The sequence below is a fragment of the Methylobacterium aerolatum genome, assembly GCF_022179085.1.
In the GTDB taxonomy this organism is placed as follows: domain Bacteria; phylum Pseudomonadota; class Alphaproteobacteria; order Rhizobiales; family Beijerinckiaceae; genus Methylobacterium; species Methylobacterium aerolatum.
In genome coordinates, this window is sequence record NZ_BPQE01000040.1 from 1 (window position 1) to 17,523 (window position 17,523).

16 protein-coding genes and 1 tRNA gene are annotated in these 17,523 nt (G+C 70.3%); 6 read left to right on the plus strand and 11 right to left on the minus strand.

Annotated features, from left to right (window positions below; all coding sequences use genetic code 11):
- Nucleotides 1–343 precede the first annotated feature (343 nt).
- The 6 genes from MFF06_RS21385 to MFF06_RS21410 form a co-directional block, all read right to left on the minus strand.
- Nucleotides 344–1,318, minus strand: a complete 975-nt coding sequence (locus MFF06_RS21385; protein ID WP_238207945.1) for a UDP-glucuronic acid decarboxylase family protein — start codon at nt 1,316–1,318, stop codon at nt 344–346.
- A 451-nt stretch (nt 1,319–1,769) separates the two neighbouring features.
- On the minus strand, nt 1,770–3,164 hold the full coding sequence (locus tag MFF06_RS21390) for an MFS transporter (RefSeq protein ID WP_238207947.1): 1,395 nt from the start codon (nt 3,162–3,164) through the stop codon (nt 1,770–1,772).
- Nucleotides 3,165–3,336: 172 nt separating this feature from the next.
- Nucleotides 3,337–5,508 carry a xanthine dehydrogenase family protein molybdopterin-binding subunit gene (locus MFF06_RS21395; protein WP_238208007.1) on the minus strand — a complete coding sequence of 724 codons (2,172 nt, stop codon included), beginning with the start codon at nt 5,506–5,508 and terminating at the stop codon, nt 3,337–3,339.
- Nucleotides 5,509–5,561: 53 nt separating this feature from the next.
- Nucleotides 5,562–6,134 carry a (2Fe-2S)-binding protein gene (locus MFF06_RS21400; RefSeq protein WP_238207949.1) on the minus strand — a complete coding sequence of 191 codons (573 nt, stop codon included), beginning with the start codon at nt 6,132–6,134 and terminating at the stop codon, nt 5,562–5,564.
- Nucleotides 6,131–7,453, minus strand: coding sequence for a cytochrome c (locus MFF06_RS21405; RefSeq protein WP_238207950.1), 1,323 nt, complete (start codon nt 7,451–7,453; stop codon nt 6,131–6,133). Before MFF06_RS21405 ends, MFF06_RS21400 begins: the two co-directional genes overlap by 4 nt.
- A 257-nt stretch (nt 7,454–7,710) precedes the next feature.
- Nucleotides 7,711–7,953, minus strand: a complete 243-nt coding sequence (locus MFF06_RS21410; RefSeq protein ID WP_238207953.1) for a hypothetical protein — start codon at nt 7,951–7,953, stop codon at nt 7,711–7,713.
- A gap of 229 nt (nt 7,954–8,182) precedes the next feature.
- On the opposite strand from MFF06_RS21410, the gene MFF06_RS21415 reads away from it, so the two are divergent.
- Nucleotides 8,183–8,446 carry a hypothetical protein gene (locus MFF06_RS21415; RefSeq protein WP_238207955.1) on the plus strand — a complete coding sequence of 88 codons (264 nt, stop codon included), beginning with the start codon at nt 8,183–8,185 and terminating at the stop codon, nt 8,444–8,446.
- 251 nt (nt 8,447–8,697) lie between these two features.
- Here the strand turns inward: MFF06_RS21415 and MFF06_RS21420 are convergent, their stop codons facing one another.
- The 4 genes from MFF06_RS21420 to MFF06_RS21435 all read right to left on the minus strand — a co-directional run bounded on the left by MFF06_RS21420 (nt 8,698) and on the right by MFF06_RS21435 (nt 11,934).
- Nucleotides 8,698–8,907, minus strand: a complete 210-nt coding sequence (locus tag MFF06_RS21420; protein WP_238207957.1) for a hypothetical protein — start codon at nt 8,905–8,907, stop codon at nt 8,698–8,700.
- A gap of 561 nt (nt 8,908–9,468) precedes the next feature.
- A complete protein-coding gene (locus MFF06_RS21425; RefSeq protein ID WP_238207959.1) occupies nt 9,469–10,161 on the minus strand; it encodes a Rossmann-fold NAD(P)-binding domain-containing protein in 693 nt (230 codons plus the stop codon).
- A 10-nt stretch (nt 10,162–10,171) separates the two neighbouring features.
- Complete coding sequence (locus MFF06_RS21430; RefSeq protein WP_238207960.1) at nt 10,172–11,173, minus strand: AraC family transcriptional regulator; 1,002 nt, start codon at nt 11,171–11,173, stop codon at nt 10,172–10,174.
- Nucleotides 11,174–11,184: 11 nt separating this feature from the next.
- Entirely contained in the window at nt 11,185–11,934 is a 750-nt protein-coding gene (locus tag MFF06_RS21435) for an SDR family NAD(P)-dependent oxidoreductase (RefSeq protein WP_238207969.1), read from the minus strand.
- Nucleotides 11,935–12,317: 383 nt separating this feature from the next.
- Here MFF06_RS21435 and MFF06_RS21440 point away from each other — a divergent pair, with 383 nt between their 5' ends.
- Nucleotides 12,318–13,004 (plus strand): SDR family oxidoreductase, encoded by a 687-nt coding sequence (locus MFF06_RS21440; RefSeq protein WP_238207971.1) that lies wholly within the window; start codon nt 12,318–12,320, stop codon nt 13,002–13,004.
- Between the two features lie 243 nt (nt 13,005–13,247).
- On the opposite strand, the gene MFF06_RS21445 is transcribed toward MFF06_RS21440, so the two are convergent.
- Nucleotides 13,248–13,323: transfer RNA gene (locus tag MFF06_RS21445), tRNA-Glu, on the minus strand.
- 88 nt (nt 13,324–13,411) lie between these two features.
- Here MFF06_RS21445 and cobU point away from each other — a divergent pair.
- The 4 genes from cobU (at nt 13,412) to MFF06_RS21465 (ending at nt 17,440) form a co-directional block, all read left to right on the plus strand.
- A complete protein-coding gene (cobU, locus tag MFF06_RS21450; protein ID WP_238207973.1) occupies nt 13,412–13,939 on the plus strand; it encodes a bifunctional adenosylcobinamide kinase/adenosylcobinamide-phosphate guanylyltransferase in 528 nt (175 codons plus the stop codon).
- Complete coding sequence (gene cobO / locus MFF06_RS21455) at nt 13,936–14,538, plus strand: cob(I)yrinic acid a,c-diamide adenosyltransferase (RefSeq protein WP_238207975.1); 603 nt, start codon at nt 13,936–13,938, stop codon at nt 14,536–14,538. Before cobU ends, cobO begins: the two co-directional genes overlap by 4 nt.
- 29 nt (nt 14,539–14,567) lie before the next feature.
- Nucleotides 14,568–16,010, plus strand: coding sequence for a cobyric acid synthase (locus tag MFF06_RS21460; RefSeq protein ID WP_238207978.1), 1,443 nt, complete (start codon nt 14,568–14,570; stop codon nt 16,008–16,010).
- 80 nt (nt 16,011–16,090) lie between these two features.
- Entirely contained in the window at nt 16,091–17,440 is a 1,350-nt protein-coding gene (locus MFF06_RS21465) for an MFS transporter (RefSeq protein ID WP_238207980.1), read from the plus strand.
- Nucleotides 17,441–17,523 lie beyond the last annotated feature (83 nt).

Sequence of the window (17,523 nt, forward strand, 5' to 3'; positions counted from 1 at the left end):
CTCGACCCAGCCGCCGACGCTGCCGTCGCCCCCCGCTGGTCCTCCGACCAGCGGGGGTTTGCGCGTTTGAACTGCCGTCGAGGAGACTCGACTTGCGGCCTCGCCATGCTGGCAGAAGCGAGTGGCTCCCGCAAACGCGTAGGGCGCCTCCCCTGGCCGTTGCGGCCGCTCCCCGAGCGGGAGCCGACCGAGCAAGATCACACAGCTCCATCTTCGCGGGCTTCAGCGAGGCAATTTAGGGGTGCGCACCGTTCGGAAGCGTCCCGCTGCCCTGGATTGCGCCGCTTCGCTCGCACTGACGAGACGTGCATCACTGCACCAGGGCTGCATCGACGGAAGTGGCTCAACCCGATCGGCCACGACTCTCGTCCCGCGTGAAGGCCTCGAAGTAAGACATGGTCCGCCCCAGGCCCTCGCGCAGCGCGACGGTGGGCGTCCAGGCCAGCAAGTCCTTCGCGAGGGTGATGTCGGGCTTGCGCTGGCGTGGATCGTCCGGAGGCAGGGGGCGGAAGGTCAGACGCGACCGTGACCGGCTGAGATCGACGATGGTCTCCGCCAGTTGCCTGATCGTGAACTCGCCGGGATTACCGAGATTGATCGGTCCGCTGACGTCCGGCCCCGCATTCATCAGGCGGATGAGACCTTCGACCAGATCGTCCACGTAGCAGAACGAGCGCGTCTGCAATCCGTCACCGTAAAGGGTGATATCCTCGTTCCGCAGGGCCTGGAGGATCATGTTGGAGACGACGCGCCCGTCGTTCGGCTGCATCCGCGGCCCGTAGGTGTTGAAGATCCGCGCCACCCTGATGGCGACCCCGTGCTGACGCTGGTAGTCGAAGAACAACGTCTCGGCGCACCGCTTCCCCTCGTCGTAGCAGGAGCGGAATCCGATCGGGTTGACCCTGCCCCAGTAGGTCTCGGCCTGAGGATGGACCTCCGGGTCCCCATAGACCTCCGAGGTCGAAGCCTGGAGGATCCTGGCCTTCACCCGCTTGGCCAGCCCGAGCATGTTGATCGCGCCGATCACGCTCGTCTTCGTCGTCTGTACCGGATCGAACTGGTAATGGACCGGCGAAGCGGGGCAGGCGAGATTGTAGATCTCGTCCACTTCGACGTAGAGGGGGAACGTCACATCGTGGCGCTTCAACTCGAAGTTCGGGTGCGACAGCAGATGGACGATGTTCTTCCGTGAGCCCGTGAAGAAATTATCGACGCAGAGAACCTCGTGGCCCTCCCCCAGCAGGCGCTCGCAGAGGTGGGAGCCGAGGAACCCCGCGCCACCGGTCACGAGGATCTTCTTGGTCGGCCCGGACCGCATGGTCTCTCCTGCGACTGAATTCGCTGTGTCTGGCGAAGTGCCCGCTCCGGCAGGGGCGCGGCGGGTCTGTCGATGTCGCGGGGGTGCTTGAAGACCTCACTATCGCGGGCGCAAAGTAGAACGAACGGCTCGAATTGCACAAGTATAAAGTATGATACTTTGGGTTGCATTATTCATAGATAGTATTTTGGGCCAATTCTGCAATTCTGAGGTGTTGTTGCAAGGCTTCTCGAAACCGATCCCATCCCTCGGAAGTCTGCGATCACCGGATCGCGCCCGTCACTCCACTCGCACAGACGGGGTGGGTTTCCTGGGCCGCCAGGACCGTTCCGGCCGGGCGCCGGGGGGAAACTTCCGCGGATCGCCTCTCCACCGCCTGCGAGGGCGGGGGAGCGCGGGCGATCCAGAGATCATGCATGGGCCTCGGCGAGACCCAAGGCGATGATCGCGCCTACGGGGAGAGGGTAGCGGGAGCCGGATCGGGGCGCGGCTTGCCCGGACGGGCCACGCGCTTCAGCCCCACGGCGAGCGCCGCGATCAGGGCGGGTCCGGCGATGACGGCGAAGGTGGCCGGCAGGCTCAGGGTGGCGAGACCCGCCACGAGGAAGGATCCGGCGATGCCGCCGAACCGGCCGAGCCCCATCATCCAGGCGACGCCGGTTCCCCGCCCCTCGGTCGGATAATAGGCCGCCGCCAGGGCGGGCAGGGAGGATTGGGCGGTGTTCATCGCCAGCCCGGCGATGAGCACCGCGGGGACGAGCAGGTCGATCCGCCCGGTCGCTTGGCCGATCAGCGCGACGGCGGCGGCGGTCACGGCGAAACCGCCCGCCACGGCGGCGTCGGCGTTCAGGCGATCCATCACCATTCCGAGGGGGATCGCCCCGATCCCTCCGAGGGGGAAGAGGGCGGTGATCAGCGCGGCCGTGCGCGGATCGAGGCCCGATTCCCGGAACAGGATCGGCATCCAGTTGATCAGCGCATAGAAGATGATGAGGCCGCAGAAGTAGGCAAGCCACAGCATCGCCGAGCCGAGCCGGTACGCGGGCGAAAGGATGAGGCGCAGGCCGGCCGACCGCCCCGGCGTCGCGCCTGTCCCGAGGGTGTAGGCGGCGGCAGGTCCGTCCCTGCCCTGCCCTTCCCCGCCCGACCCTTCCCCGCCCCCGGTGACGACGCGCAGGGCGGCGTGGATGCGCCGGGCGGGGGCGCCGCGCGCGACGAGGTTGCGGACGGATTCCGGCAGCAGCGGCACGAGCACGAGGACGAGCGCCAGCGGCGCGACGCCCCCGAGGATCAACACGCTGCGCCAGCCGAAGGCCGGGATCATCCAGGCCGCGAGGAACCCGCCGCAGGCGGCGCCGAGGGGAAAGCCGCAGAACATCACGTTGGTGAGCAGCGCCCGCCGGCGGGCCGGCATCGACTCGCTCGTCAGGGTGACGGCGTTGGGCATCGCGGCGCCGAGGCCGAGGCCGGTGATGAAGCGCAGGATCATGAGTTGCGTCGGATCGGCCGAAAAGGCCGAGGCGAGGCAGGCCAGCCCGACTTCGGTCATCGCCAGCACGAGCACCGTCTTGCGGCCGAACCGGTCGGAGAGCGGGCCCGCCGCCAGCGCCCCCAGGGCCAGCCCCACCAGGGCCGCACTCACGACCGGCGCCAGGGCGGCGCGGGACACACCCCATTCGGTGACGAGCATCGGCGCGATGTAGCCGATCGCCGCCGTGTCGAAGCCGTCGAGGAGCACCACCAGGAAACACAGGCCGACGATGAGGCCGTGCCCGCCGTGAAGCCTCTGGCCGTCGATCAGGGCGGTGACGTCGATGCGCCCGGCCGCCGAAGCCTCGTTCCCCATCCCTGCCCTCCCCCGGGGCGCCCGTCGAGGGGCGGCGCCGGCCGTTTCCCGCGCATGGCCCGCGACCGAGACCCGCAACGCGCGTGCCTCGCGCCGGACGGCGCGTCCTCCCTCCTGCATACGCGGGTCGAGGCCGCGCGTCGCGCGCGACGCAGGAGCCGTCGGCGCGGCGTCAGAGGGAGGCGGCACCTCCCGTCGGCCCCGGCCGCAACGGCAGATCGCGCAGGCGCACGCCCGTCGCGCTGCGGATCGCGTTGCCGAGTGCCCCCGCCGTCGGTCCCTGGGCCACCTCCCCCGCGCCGAGGAACGGCTGACCGGGACGGTCGAGGAGGACGACGTCCAGACTGTCCGGCACGTCCGGGAACCGGGCGATGGGGTAGGTGCTCCAATCCCGGCTGCGGAGCCCCTCGGGATCGAAGGCCACCGATTCGTACAGGCTCCAGCTCATGGCCTGGATGACCCCGCCCTCGATCTGGTCGCGCACGCCGTGCGGGTTCACGATCTCACCGACATCGACCGCCGCCACCGCCCGCACCAGCCGGACGGTCCCGTCCTCCGGCGCGACCGCGACCTCGACGGCGATCGCCGCGAAGCCCGCGAGATTTTTGTAGCGGGCGAAGGCGAAGCCGACCCCCCTCCCCCGGCCGACGGGCTTGCCCCATCCGAACCGCTCCGCCGCCGCCGCGATCACCGCCCGGCCGCGCGAATCGGAAAGGTGGGCGAGGCGGAAGGCGACGGGATCGGTGCCGGCCGTCTCGGCGAGCTCGTCGATGAAACTCTCGATGGCGAAGACGTTCACGAAGGCGCCGAGACTGCGCAGGGCGGAGACGCGCAGCGGCATTGCCTTGACGAAGTCGTGGGCGATCCGCGCCCGGGGCAGGTCGTAGAGGGGAATCGCGTTGCGGTCGCCCCCGCCCTCGGGCTGTGGCAGGGCCTTGGGCGGCGGCTCCGTGAAAGGCTTGGCCAGCAGGCGGGCGGAGAGGAGTTGCCCCGCCCCGCCCGGCCGCGTGAGATGGGTCGGGCTGCGCACGGCGTAGTCCCAGTCCGCGATGCGGCCGTCGGCGCCGAGGACGGCCCGGGCGTCGGCGATCATGGCGCCGCCGTAGGGCTCCCAGAGGTGTTCCTGCTCGCGGGTGTACTGAACCCGCACCGGGCGGCCCGGCATGGCGACGGCCAGCAGCGCCGCGTCGCCGGCCGCGTCGTCGGCGCCGTTGTGGCCATAGCAGCCGGAGCCCTCGGCATGGATGCAGCGGACCTTCTCCTCCGGCAGAGAGAGCAGTTCCGCGATGGCCTTGCGCAGGGGAAACATGCCCTGGGCATGGCTCCACACCGTGAGCCGCGTGCCGTCGAACTCGGCCAGGGCACAGGAGGGGCCGATGGAGCCGTGCATCTGGTAGTGGCGGCGGTAGCGGGCGGAGACGCTCCGCCCGGCCCCGGCGGGAGCGCCCTGCCCCGTCTGATGGATCACCGTCCGTTCGGCGGGATAGCCTTCGAGGCTCTCGAACAGCGTCCGTGGGTCGGGCAGCGGCGTGCCGCCCTCCCACCGTGCCGCCTTCTCCAGGGCGCGCATGGCCCGCACCGCGTCGTATTCCCGGCCTGCCAGCACCGCGAGGAAGTCCCCGTCGCGGTGGATCCCGATCACGCCCGGTCCCCCGGCGACGGAGGCCGTGTCGAGGGCCACGAGGCGTGCGCCGTAGCGGGGTGGCCGCACGATCCGCGCATGGACCATGCGCGGCGCCCGGATGTCCTGCAGGTAGGCGGCGCCGCCCGCGACCTTGCCGGGGATGTCCACCCGCGGCAGGGAGCGGCCGACCACCGTGTGGGCGGCCGGGTCGCGAAGGGGAACCTGCCCCGTCGCCTCGGCGCCGGGTTCGACCGCCTCCACGAGGTCGGCGAGGGTGAGCCGTCGCCCGTCCGGCGCGGTCACGAGACCGCCGGCACACGCGATCCCGGCCGGGTCGATGCCCCAGCGCCGACCGGCCGCCGCGATCAGCAGCGCCCGCGCCCCGGCCGCCGCATGGCGGATCGCGGTGGCCGAATCCTGCATCGAGTGACTGCCCGCCGTGTAGCCCTCGTTGGGGGTGAGATCGCTGTCGGCGGTGACGAGCCGGAGAGCCGCCGGCGCCAGCGACAGCTCCTCAGCCGCCACTTGGAGAATCGCCGTCTTGAGGCCCTGGCCGAGTTCGGCCTTGCCGGTGAGCACCGTAACGCTCCCGTCCGAGCCGATCTGGATCCACGCGTCGATCCGGGGTGCCTGCTTCAGGCTCCCCGGCAGTCCCGGCTTGACGGCGGGCGGGGTGATGCCCTGGGCGAGCGCCGCCCGGCGGAACGGCACGCCGACCATGAGGGCGAGGCCGCCGCCGACGAGGCTTCGGCGCGAGACGTGGAGGGGCGCGGTCACGACCGCACCCTCCCGGCCGTTGCTCCGGCAGCCCCATGGCCCTGTCCCTGGCCCTGTCCCTGGCCGGCCCCTGTCGCCGGCGGCGGCGTCCCGGCCCGGTCGCCCTTGCGCGAAGAGGCGGCCCGGCGGATCGCCGCGAGAATGCGCCGATGCGTGCCGCACCGGCAGAGGTTGCCCGCCATTGCCGCGCGGATCTCGGCCTCGGTCGGGTCCGGGTTGCGGTCGAGGAGGGCGTGCGCCCGCATCACCATGCCCGCGATGCAGTAGCCACACTGCGCCGCGTTCTCGGCGATAAAGGCCTGCTGCAGGAGGCCCGGCCGCTCCGGCGTGCCGAGCCCCTCGACGGTCGTGATCGCCCGGCCTTCGAGGGCCGCCACCGGCAAGAGGCAGGACAGGACCGCCCGGCCATCGACCACGACGGTGCAGGCGCCGCACTGTCCCAGGCCACAGCCGAACTTGGCGCCGTTCAGGCCGAGGTCGTCGCGCAGCACGTAGAGCAGGGGCGTTTCCGGGGCGGCCTCGACCATGTGCCGGCGCCCGTTGACGGACAGGGCGATCGATCCGGTCATCGCGGAGGCTCCTTCGCGCTGGCTGTGGTGGACGGCCCGGCCCGGCCGACGGGCGCGTCGGGCATCAGCCGGTGGACGGTCTCGCGCAAATCCGGCCATGGGCCGTCGGGGCTGAAACGCGCGCGGAGATACGCGGCGAGGTCGGTGACCTGATCCGCGCTCAGCATCTCGCCGTAGGCCGGCATGTAGGGCCCGCGCGCATGCGAGGCCGGTGCGATGCCCTCGCGCAGGACGTGGATCAGGTTGCGCGGATCGGGACCGGTGATCGTGGTGCGGTGCCCGAGGGACGGAGCGGTGTAGGGCACGCCGCCCGCCGCCCATCCGCCGCTGTCGTGGCACACGGCGCAGGCGCCCGCATAGATCGTGGCCCCCCGGGCGAGGGAGGCGTCCTCCACCCGCACGGGGCGGTCCACCGGCGCGCGCCCGGCCTGTCCGGGCGGGGCGAGCCCGGCGACGTAGCGGGCGAGCGCCGCGATCTCGGCGCGCGGCACGCGCCCGTGGGCCGCCACCACCGGCGCCATCGGGCCCCCCGCTCCGCCATGCTCGGGATCCCACCCGGCGAGGTAGCGGGTGAGGCTCGCCTCGGTCCAGGGCGGGGCCGCCGTGCTGCCCGCGTCGAGGGCGGGCGACCACCAATCGTCGGCCTCGCCGCCGGAATAGGCCCGCGCCGTCACCTCGGCGCCGAGGGCGTTGCGCGGGCTGTGGCAGGCCCCGCAATGGCTCAGCGCCTCGGCGAGGTAGGCGCCTCGGTTCCAGATCGCGTCCCGGTTCGGGTCGGCGGTGAAGCGGCCCTCGCGGAAGAACAGCAGATTCCAGCCGGCCATCAGCGCCCGCACGCTGAAGGGGAAGGGAAGGTCGTTCTCCGGCGTCCGCGCCTCCACGGGCATCCGGCTCATCACGAAGGCGTAGAGGGCGGCGACGTCCCCGTCGGTCAGCCCCGTGTAGTGGGTGTAGGGGAAGGCCGGGTAGAGGTGGCGGCCCTCGCGGTCGATTCCCTGGCGCATGGCCCGGGTGAAGGCGTCAAGGGACCAGCCGCCGAGCCCCGTGCGGGCGTCCGGCGTGATGTTGGTGGCATAGATTGTCCCGAAGGACGTCTTGATCGGTCGCCCGCCCGCATAGGGACGGCCGCCCTCGGCGGTGTGGCACGAGGCGCAATAGCCGAGTGCCGCAAGGGTTTCGCCCGCCCGGATGACGTCCGGCGAGGCCGGCGGCGGGGCCGCGACGGGCGCGATGGCCGGGTGCCACGCCAGGACGGCGAAGGCCGCGGCCCCGGCGGCGGCCACCGCGACGAGGATGCCCGTGATCCGACCGAGCCGCACCGCCATCCTCCGCCGTGCCCTTCCTGAAACGGCAACGTTTGGAGAAGCCCGGCGTGGCCCCAGCGGTTCCGGCCGGGAGCGGGCGCGCCGACGCCTTCACCCCGCTCGGCCTGGGCCGCCTCAATCCTCTGTTTGGACTTCACTTTTCCGGACGCGGACAAAGCCTCCGTCCGGTTCGATGCTCCGGGCTGCGACGAAGCGTACAGAACCTGTGCCGCGACGGATCGGCTCCGCCGGACACTGCCCCGCCCTCCGTCTCACCCGGCCCGGCGCCGCTCGTGACGCCACAGAGCCACGGCCACCCGGCGGGCCTCGTAGCTCCGGCGGAGGGCGCTGCCCAGATCCCCCTGCCCTTCGGGTGTAAAGCCGTGCAGGAGCACGCCGTCCGGGCCGTAGCGGCGGCAGATCTCGGCGCGCCAGCGGCGGTCGGCCGTCGCCAGGGCGGCCTCCGTGAGGCCAAGGCGGTCGGGTTCCGGCGAGGGGAATGAGGGGGCGGTCATGACCGTTAACGCAGTCAACGACATCGGGGTCCCGGCCCATCGTGGGGCCGGAGTTCCGGAGCCCGGACGACAGCGGGCCACATAAGGCGATCTCTCTGAGGTTGCCAATGTGTCGAACATTAACATATCGTCGTGCGTGGTTGCTCGCGAGAACAAAGTAGGTACAAGGGGAGCGCCATCCGTCTTCGCGCGGGCGACGTCCCCCCTCGACCGGTCAGGAGATCTGCCCATGGACGCCGAACCGACGGCCGACATGCTCGCGGCCGACCCGCGGGACTACCGCGCCATCAGCTACGGCCGGGATGGCCGCGTCGTTGCGGTGCGGTCCTTCGCGGCGGAGAGCGATGCCGATGCCCTCGCCCAAATGGAGGCGTGGGTCCGCGAGTTCGCCATGGATCTCTGGAACGGCCTACGCTTCGTGGAGCACGTCGCGGTTCGATCCGCCGTCACGGAGGGAGGATTCGTGCCCGGAAGGCGGGTCGCCGACGGTTGAACCCAACCATACCAAGACGGAACCGGGATGCTGCGGGACGGGGAAGATCTCGCCCAGCCCCTCGGCCACGCCGCGCACGACCCCGGAATCCGGCGTGGCGCTGCTCCAGGCCGGAATGGTGATGAGTGCCATGACGTTCCCCCGGTGTCGTTCGAGCGGTCAAGCGACCGGAGCCGCCTATGTTCCCACGGGGCTGGCCACGACGGCGAAGGTTTTTCCGGCGCCGGGCGGGGCCGCGGGACGCCCGCCCGCTATTCCGCTGCCAGACCGAGGGACGGCTCCTCGACGAGCACGGCCCCGCAGGCGGCCATCAGATCGCGCAGGAGCGACAGGGACGCCTCCACTTCCGCCGGGCTCGCGAGCCCCTCGCGGGAGTGGGTGCCGCCGCCCGCCAGCGTCACCGTGACGGTGTAGCGACCGTCGGGGCATTGGGTGATCCGGTAAGACGCGCGGCGGGGCATGGGCACGGTGTTGCGAGGGCTGTCGGATGAGCGACAATCCCTGTCATGCGAGGTTCGGTCTTGGAATTCAAGCGATAATCTCCGCTGTATAAGCTCGGTCGGATCAGTTTTGGTTGAGGAATCAGCGCGAAAATTCCCTCCGTTGCGGAAACTATAGCCATCGCGACCGTATGCTTCCGTACTGATGTCTGCGGCCTCTGCCTCACGTCGACGCCTCTGGCGCGGGCGGGTCTCCCGATGCTCGGCCAGGAGGGCGCGGCTCCCTCCGACACATCGACGCCAGTCAACCCAAAGACCTGCTCGACCGGGGCGCGCCGGACCGCCCATGCTGGCCTCCGCAGATGAGGCGGCAAGTCTATCTCAGATGAGGCTGTCGACAGAGCCTCGACCCAAGCTCGTCATGGCGGACTTTCAATCGCGTTCTCCGAAGCGGACGTTCTTCGGACCGCCGATCGAACATGCGAGATGTGAGCGCGACCGGAGGGAGGAACGCTTCACCCTCGTCGCCACGATCCGTTTTTGAGACGGTATGGCAATCGCGCTGACGGAGTCTGTCATGGTTCACCCGTGGTTGGATGGGACGGCGGCCGTGGCCGCCCTGTAGATGTCGGAAGCTTCCATGACCGCACGGCCCCGGCCGCGGCGCGCGACGGCGAGCATGGCCCGGCCGATCACCTCCGTCGTCAGGAAGTGCGCGGGGGCGATGCGGCGCAGCAGATGCAGCACCGGGCCGGCCAGCCGGTAGAGAAGACGGTAGGACGCGGTCTTCGAACGCTCGCCGTGCATCGGCAGGATCACGGCCGGCCGGAACATGAAGGCACCCTCGAACGGCAGCGCCTGCAGCGCGTTCTCGGTGCGTCCCTTGACCCGCGCCCACATGCTGCGCCCGTGTCCGCTGCCATCTGTGCCGGCCCCGGATACGTAGACGAAGGTCATGCCGGGATCGAGCGAGGCCAGCCTCTCCGCCAAGTTCAGTGTCAGGTCGTGTGTCAGCCTGACGTACTCGGCTTCCGTAAGCCCCGAGGACGTCACCCCCAGGCAGAAGAAGCAGGCGTCGTATCCCGTCATCTTCCGCCACGCCGTCGGTCCGGGATCGAACAGGTCCTGTACGACGGTCTCGTGCAGCTTGGGATGTACCCGTCCGGTCGGGGTGCGCCCGACCGTCCTGACCTCGATCACGTCGGAGGCGAGCAGGCATTCGCGCAGGACGCCCGCACCGACCATGCCGGTGGCGCCGAACAGCAGGATTTTCATGGTGCTGATCCTAGTGGAGGGAGCGCCAGCGCGCCGGCGTCGTGCCCTCCAGGCTCCGGAAGGCACGGTAGAACGAGTTCGTGTCGTCGTAGCCGAGCAGGTAGGCGACCTCGTTCATGTCGAGGGCGGGATTGGCGAGGTACTGACGCACCAGTTCCCGCCGGACGTCGGCGAGGATTTGCCGGAAGCTGCCGCCCTCTTCGGTGATGCGCCGCTGAAGGGTCCGGGCGGTCAGTCCCAGTTCCTGGGCCACCGCGCCGACGTCGGGGGTCTGGCCCGCCAGGAGACGCTTCAGGGCCCATCGCACCTGTTCGGTAACCGAGGCCTTGGACAGGTGCTCCTGCCTCTGCCTCGCGAGATGCGGGTCGATGGCCTCCAGCATCTCGGGATTGTGGGAGACCATCGCCGCGTCGAGATCGGCGCGATGCAGGATCAGGGCGTTCCGACGCGCGCCCTGGACCACGGCACAGCCGAGGTAGTCCGACTGCCCGGAGACGTCGCGGCCTGTGCCCGAGAGTTCGAGTTGAAGCGGGCGGATGAACCGACGCGTGCCGCGGCGACCGAGCTCCACGAACGAGGCGAAAGCCGCGTCAACGAGCGCCGCCGGGGCATCCTCGCCTGCGAACGGCCAAGCCAGGCTGATCGTGGCCGACGCCCCGTCCTCCTCCAGGATCATCTCCTCCGGCGAGCACAGGGCCTTAAATCGCGCCACCCGCGTCAGCGCCTCGCGGAGGTCGCGGGCGTAATAGGCGGCGAGGAAGGCTGGCGGCAGCGTGCCGGGTTCCATCCCGACGATCAGCCTCATCCCGACGTCGGGGGCCGGCGACAGCGCCTCCAGCGACCGCCACAGCGCAAAGTATTGCGCCGTGGTGACCTGCACGCGGGCATCGGCGGCGAGGCTGGCTGGTAGCCGCGCATGGCGCAGCACCGCCGTCGGGGTGAGCCCGACGGCGTCGAGCCCCTGCCAGAAGGCCGGAGCGACCTTGAACCGGTCGGGGGGACGCGACGCCATCTCGGGTTTGCCTACTTAGCCTGGAAGCCACCATCGATGTTCAGCACATGCCCGGTGACGAAGGACGCCTCGTCGGAGAGCAGCCAGACGATGCCGTTGGCGATCTCCTCGGGATGGCCCATCCGGCCCATCGGATGCATGCCGGAGATCATCGCCTCGTCGTACTGCCCGAGCGCGATCTGCTTCTCGATCAGGTCGGTCTTGATGGCTCCGGGAGCGACGGCGTTGATGCGGATGTTCTTGGTCGCGTAGTCGAGGGCGCTGGACTTCGTCAGGCCGACCACGGCATGCTTGGTCGCGGCATAGGTCGCGGCCCAGGGAATGCCGTTCAGGCCCGCGATGGACGCCAGGTTCACGATGGCGCCGCCGCCCTGCCGCTCCATCTGGTGGATCTCGTGCTTCATGCAGAAGTACAGGCCGAGGACGTTGGTCTGGAGCATGCCTTTGAACGCGTCGGTGTCCGAGGCGCCGATGGTCTTGTTCTCGTTCGAGATGCCGGCGTTGTTCACCGCGAGGTCGAGGCGGCCGTAGCGTGCGACGATGTCCGCGACGGTCCGGCCGACCGCCTCCTCGTTGTCGACGTCGCAATTGATGAAGGAGGCCTCTCCACCGGCGGCCTCGATCTCCTGGACGGCCTGGCGCCCGCGGTCGTCGCGACGGCCGGTGATCACGACCTTGACGCCGCCCCGCGCCAGGATCAGCGCCGTCGCCTTGCCGATGCCGGTCGCTCCACCGGTGATGAGTGCGATCTTGTTGGCCATGGAGGGGTCCATTCGTGTCTGAGCCAAGGATGCCGTCACCGGAGAACCCGGGGCGACCGACCGACACATCGACGATTTGCCTCGTCTTCGAACTAGCACGACAAGCCAATAGACTTGCAATGTCCGCCATTCGGTATGGGGCGGACTGTGGGGGGCGCCGTGGCGCAGGCTGGCTTCGGTCGAAGGTGAGCATCAAAGGCCGTTCGGCCGTTCGAAAAGGTCTGATCCCCTTTCGAGCAAATCGCCTCTCGCCGGATGTCCGCTGATCCGTATCGTGATCGAAAGCAGGTCGTCGTAAAACCACCTAACTCGGACCCTGTCCCGGTCGTGAAACCCTCGGACCCGCTTGAGCCTTATCCGCCTGACCGATCCGGAGACCCACGATGACCCAATCCCAAAAGAACGCCCTCATCGTTGGGGCGTCTCGCGGCCTCGGGCTCGGCCTCGTCGAGACCTTCCTGAAGCGCGGCTGGCGCGTCACCGCTACCCAGCGCAAACCGTCCCCCGATCTCGCCCGCCTGAAAGCGGATGCCCTGCGCGTCGAGACTGCCGAGATCGACGACGATGCCAGCGTCGCCAACCTCCACAACCGGCTGGCCTCCGAACGCTTCGACCTCATTTTCGTGGTGGCGGGCGTTGCTACGCAGGCGCACGATCCGCTGCACGAGGTGTCTCGGGCCGTCGCCGCGCAAGTCTATCTCACCAATGCGATCAGCCCGATCCGCTTCGCTGAAACCTTCCTGGGTTGCCTCGCACCGGGCGGCAGTCTCGCCCTGATGAGCTCGATCCTCGGCAGCGTCAGCCTGAATGAGGATGGCGGCTGGGAAACCTATCGGGCCAGCAAGGCGGCGTTGAACACCCTCGCACGCAGCTTCGAGATCCGCCACCGGGCGGAGGGCGTCTCTGTGCTGGTCATGCACCCCGGTTGGGTCCGCACCGACATGGGCGGGGAAGAAGCAGATATCGACGTGGCCACCAGCGTCACGGGCCTCGCTGACGTGCTCGAGGCGCGGCTCGGCGAGCCCGGCGCCCAGTATCTGGATTACCGGGGCGAGACGCTGCCCTGGTAGGGCCGTAAGCCGAAATCGCGCCTTGGCAGACGAATGGCCGCTTTGAAGAAGGGCCGATTGACGTCCGAGCGGATGGGGCTCGTCGCCATCGGATGGACGGTTTCAGGTGCGCCTCAACAGTGCAGGCTGTCCAAGGCAACTTTTCGGGTAAGAGCGTTGGGTTAAGAGTGCCGTTTGTCTTGCCTGGCTCGGGCAAGCCCGAACCGCTGCAAGATATCGGGCATGTCGAAACGCTTGCACCGCTGGCGCGCCCTACGGGAATCGAACCCGTGTTTTCGCCGTGAAAGGGCGACGTCCTGGACCGCTAGACGAAGGGCGCTCGCGCGGTGCGGGCTTCTATAGTCGGCGGAGGTCCGCTCGGCAACCGGGGGTTTTGACCGAAGATGCGGTTCGGGCGATGAGGGGGGATGGTTGAGTCCCCTCCCCGCCTCATTCTCGTGCTCGGCGGCGCCCGATCCGGCAAGAGCGCCTATGCGGAGGGTCTGGTCACCGCCCGGCCCGGCCCGTGGCTCTATCTCGCCACCGCCGAAATCTGGGACGACGAGATGGCCGAGCGGGTCGCCCACCACCGGGAGCGCCGGTCGGCGGAGTGGATCACCCGCGATGTGCCCCTCGCCCTCCCGGAGGCCCTGGCCGAAGCCCGCGGGCCGGTGCTGGTGGATTGCCTCACACTCTGGCTCACCAACCTCATCCTCGCGGAGGCCGACGTGGCCGGGGCGACGGATCGGCTCGCCGCCGCCTGCGCCGCCGCCCCCGGCCCCGTCGTGCTCGTTTCGAACGAGGTCGGCCTCGGCATCGTGCCCGACAACGCCCTCGCCCGCCGGTTCCGAGACGAGGCGGGGCGGCTGCACCAGCGCATGGCGGCGCTGGCCGACCGGGTCGTGCTCACCGTGGCCGGCCTGCCCCTCGACGTGAAACCCGGACACACCCGATGACCGACGATGCCGCCCGACACAGGGAGAAGATGGAGAAGCGCAAGGCGGTGCAGGACGCCGAGGTTGCGGGAAAGACCCTGGAGAAGGGCCTGCTCATCGTCCATACCGGCCCCGGCAAGGGCAAGACCACGGCCGCGCTCGGCCTGATGCTGCGCGCCCTCGGGCGTGGCTGGCGCGTCGGCATGGTGCAGTTCATCAAGGGCGGGTGGGAGACCGGCGAGCGAAAGGCGGTGGCGGCCTTCGGGCCGCAGGTCACGTGGCACACGCTCGGCGAAGGCTTCACCTGGGAGACGCAGGACAAGGCCCGGGACATCGCCGCCTGCCGCCACGCCTGGGAGGTCGCCCTCGGCCTGATGGCGGACGAGGGCGTCCGCCTCCTCGTCCTCGACGAGCTCAACATCGCGCTGCGCTACGAGTATCTCGACCTCGCCGAGGTCGTCGCCACCCTCCGGGCGCGGCGCCCGGATCTGCACGTCGTCGTCACGGGCCGCAACGCCAAGCCGGCGCTGATCGAGGCCGCCGACCTCGTCACCGAGATGGGCAGCGTCAAGCACCACTTCGCCGCCGGGGTGAAGGCGCAGGAAGGGATCGAGTTCTGAGCGCCCCACCCGGAAATCCCCGCGCCCTGATGATCCAGGGCACCGGCTCGGATGTCGGCAAGTCGCTGATCGTCGCGGGTCTCGCGCGCCTGTTCACGCGGCGCGGCCTGCGGGTGCGGCCGTTCAAGCCGCAGAACATGTCGAACAACGCCGCCGTCACCGCCGACGGCGGCGAGATCGGCCGTGCCCAGGCTCTGCAGGCGCGGGCGGCGCGGGTCGCGCCCTCCGTGCACATGAACCCGGTGCTCCTGAAGCCACAGAGCGAGATCGGGGCGCAGGTCGTCGTCCAGGGCCGGATGGTCGCCACCGTGAAGGCCCGCGACTACCAGGGCTGGAAGCCCCGGCTCATGCCCGCCGTGCTCGACAGCTTCGCCCGCCTGAAGCGCGAGGCGGATCTCGTCCTCGTGGAGGGGGCGGGCTCGGCCTCGGAGGTGAACCTGCGCGAGAACGACATCGCCAACATGGGCTTCAGCCGGGCTACCGGCACGCCGGTGATCCTGGTGGGCGACATCGACCGGGGCGGGGTCATCGCGAGCCTCGTCGGCACCAAGGCGGTGATCGATCCCGCCGACGCCGAAATGATCGCGGGCTTCCTCGTGAACCGCTTCCGGGGCGACCCCTCGCTCTTCGCGCAGGGGATGCGCACCATCGCGGAGAAAACCGGCTGGCCGGCGCTGGGCCTCGTGCCGCACCTGCCCGAGGCCGCGCGCCTGCCGGCGGAGGACGTGCTCGGCCTCGCGGGCTCCGAGGCGCGAGCCGAGGGCGCCGTCACCGTCGCCGTTCCGGTGATGCCGCGGATCAGCAACTTCGATGACCTCGATCCTCTGCGGGCGGAGCCCGGCGTGCGGGTCGTGCTCGTCCAGCCGGGGCAGACGATCCCGCCGGAGGCGGCCCTCGTCCTGCTGCCCGGCTCGAAGACCACCATCGACGACCTCGCCTTCCTCCAGGCGGAGGGGTGGAACGTCGACATCCGCGCCCACCGGCGGCGGGGCGGGCACGTACTCGGCCTGTGTGGCGGCTACCAGATGCTCGGCCGCACCCTCTCCGACCCGCACGGCATTGAGGGGCCGCCCCGCACGGTGCCCGGCCTCGGCCTCCTCGACGTCGAGACGGTGCTGACGCGGGAGAAGCGGCTCGCCACCGTCACGGGGACCAGCTTGGCCGACGGCCTGCCCGTCACGGGCTACGAGATGCATGTGGGCGACACCACGGGGCCGGACACCGCCCGCCCCTTCCTGCGCCTCGCGGACGGGCGGCCCGACGGGGCGGTCTCCGCCGACGGGCTCGTCCGCGGCACCTACGTCCACGGCTTCTTCGCCGACGACGCGCAGCGCGCGGCATGGCTCGTGCGGCTCGGGGGCCGGGCGGACGGAGCCTCCTACGAGGCCGGCGTCGAGGAGGCCCTGGACCGGCTCGCCGGGCATCTCGAGGCCCACGTCGATTGCGACCGGTTGCTGGCCCTCGCGCGGTAGGGCCGGATGCGATATTACTCTGAGTAATGGGTCCGCGCCGGCATGGCGACAGGATCCGGGACTTCAGGGAAGACGCTCGGATGGCGACGGCAGCGAACGCATGCGAGGCGGAGCTCGGGGAGAGCGCCATCCGCACCGTGACCCTACGGCTGATGCCGCTGCTGGGTCTCATGTACCTCGTCGCCTACATCGACCGGCAGAACATCTCTTACGCCAAGCTGGAGATGGTCGGCGCGCTGGGCCTCAGCGAGACCGCCTACGGCCTCGGCGCGTCGCTGTTCTTCCTGGGCTACTTCCTGTTCGAGGTGCCGGCCAACGTCTTCCTGGAGAAGGTGGGCGCGCGGGTCTGGTTCGCCCGGATCATGTTCACCTGGGGCCTCGTGACGATCCTGCTCGGGTTTACGCAGGGGACCACGATGTTCTACGTCCTGCGCTTCCTGCTCGGGGTGGCGGAGGCGGGCTTCTTCCCCGGCGTGCTCTTCGCCCTCACCCTGTGGTTCCCCCAGGAGCACCGGGCGCGCATGATCGGCTGGTTCATGATCGCCTCGGTGATCGCCAACGCGGTCGGGGCCGCGGTGGGCGGCGCCCTGCTCGGCCTCGATGGGATCCTCGGCCTCGCGGGCTGGCAATGGGTGTTCCTCGCCACTGGCGGGCCCGCCCTGATCCTCGCGGTGGTGGTGCTGTTCGTCCTTCCGGACGGGCCCGCCTCCGCCCCCTGGCTCTCGCCCGCGCAGAAGGCGTGGCTGACCCGGACCATCGAGGAGGAGAAGTCCGGCGCCGGCCATGTCGATCACGGCAACCCCTTCGCCGCGCTCCTCGACCGCCGGGTGATGATGCTCGCGGGCGTCTACATCTGCCTGCCGCTTGCCGCCTACGGGCTGAGCTACTGGCTTCCCACCGTGGTGAAGGGGTTCGGCGTCTCGAACCTCGCCAACGGGTTCATCAACGTCATTCCCTGGCTCGGCGCGGCCGTGGCCCTGTGGTGGGTGCCCCGGCACGCCGCCCGGACGGGGGCGACGGGCAACGCCCTCACCTGGCACGTCGTCGCCCCGGCGCTGGTCGGCGCGGCGGGCCTCGCGCTGAGCGTCATCCTGCCGGGCAACACCGTGAAGTTCCTCTGCCTCTGCGTGGCGGCGGCCGGGGCCTTCTCGGCCCAGCCGGTCTTCTGGTCGATGCCGGGGACCTTCCTGCGCGGCGCCTCGGCGGCGGCGGGGATCGCGGCGATCAACTCCGTGGGCAACCTCGGCGGCTTCGTCGCGCAGAACGCGGTGCCGATGATCCGCGACGCGACGAAGAGCGACCTCGTCCCGATGCTCTTCCTGGCCGCCTGCCTCGCCTTCGGGGCGGGGATGATGTTCGTGGTGCTCTCGGCCCTGCGCCGGGATGCGGCGCGACGGGGTGTGCCGGCGACGGCTGCAACTGCCAGTTGAACGCGCGGCCCCCGCGCGCGTTGAAGGGAATCAAGCCGGCGCGGTGAGCCTCGTGGGGAGCCCCTCCGCCGGCCGCCGCGGGG